This is a genomic window from Tabrizicola sp. YIM 78059 (assembly GCF_004959785.1).
Lineage (GTDB): Bacteria > Pseudomonadota > Alphaproteobacteria > Rhodobacterales > Rhodobacteraceae > Tabrizicola > Tabrizicola caldifontis.
The window spans coordinates 1-1,224 of sequence record NZ_SJZH01000053.1; the positions used below are offsets into that span (position 1 = coordinate 1).

A 1,224-nucleotide genomic window follows, 5' to 3' on the forward strand; every position below is an offset into this window, starting at 1 on the left:
CGACGCTCTTACACCACCCTGCGGGGCACAATCAGTCGATGCTGCGACCGGAGCCAAGGCGGCCAGGCCTGCGATCAGAAAGTAGGGCCACCCGGATGCGAGCCTTCGACGGTAGGTTGAAAGCGAGACAAGCGTGACCTCGGTCATGGGAAGCGCTGCACCGAGGCCAAAGACCCACGGGGGCCGCCCCTTCAAGGCTGGCATGATGGGCGAGATAGACTGCTTTGGCCCTCAGACTTGCGATCCTCAGATAGAGGGGAATGTGACCATAGGCCCAGAGGCGCAGGTTACGTCCCGCAGTCGCATCCGCGACGTGCCTTTCGGCAATTCCCCTCGCGCGACGGAAATAGCCGACCCAGTAGAGAAAACCGAGGAACGCGCCAAGCAGGGCCACCACCAGCGTGTCGCCGTGCAACTCGGTTCCGTGGTCCAGCGCATTGACCGCCGCCGCCGCCGTTTCGCCGAGGAGAATGATGGTGAACAGGCCGAAGCGTTCGAGCAGATGTTCCGGGTGCGGCGGCGCCCGGTGGGTTTCGGAGGCAACAAGGAAAGGGGTGGCGATGTCCAGCACCAGCGCCAGACCCCCACATCATGACCCGCATGTCCGGCGCGGCCCGGATCGAGCCGGCCCAGAGAACCGATCTCGATGAAGCGGGCGAAGATCTGCAACTCAAGACGGCCTGCACGGTGAAGGCGCTGGATTTGCCTGCCACTGCCGCGCACCCAGCGTCGATCATGCTGATCGTTCGAAACGGCGGGCCGCTCTCGAGCGTCCATGACCATCATGACGACGGGCGTCGGGGCACGATCTATTATCGTCCGCCCAACGAAGCCATTCTCATCTACACACCCGCCATCCGACAGATCGAGATCTGCGCGGACAGTCCGGTCGTGCGGTAGGGCGTTATTGAGCGCGCGAACTGAATAATGTGATGCCGGGCTGGGCAATGCGCCCGCCGGAGATGCCAGACGCTTCGACCCGCAGTCTTGGCTCGGCAAGATTGAAGGAGTCACACTGTCAGCGAGCGATGACGTTTCGCTGCCCTGCCATGCTGGTATCAATCCCAATTCTCTGGCGCGCCCGGAGGTGGGCATCATTGGTGCCCTGCGAGGCGATCTCCTGCGCGGCACAATTGTATGCGGTCCCCTCGAGTTGGCAATCAAGGATTCGTGCATTTCGGTTCAATCTAGGGTCAGGACTCGTTGTCGCGTCATAGCCAGAAC

General features: G+C 62.3%; 2 protein-coding genes. One reads left to right on the plus strand and one right to left on the minus strand.

The annotated features are described in order from the left end of the window. Positions 1-31: 31 nt before the first annotated feature. Positions 32-571, minus strand: coding sequence for a low temperature requirement protein A (locus EZM81_RS17970; RefSeq protein WP_136646734.1), 540 nt, complete (start codon positions 569-571; stop codon positions 32-34). A gap of 20 nt (positions 572-591) precedes the next feature. Between EZM81_RS17970 and EZM81_RS17975 the strand changes: the two genes are divergently transcribed. Then, positions 592-900, plus strand: a complete 309-nt coding sequence (locus EZM81_RS17975; RefSeq protein WP_136646735.1) for a hypothetical protein — start codon at positions 592-594, stop codon at positions 898-900. Positions 901-1,224: the final 324 nt, after the last annotated feature.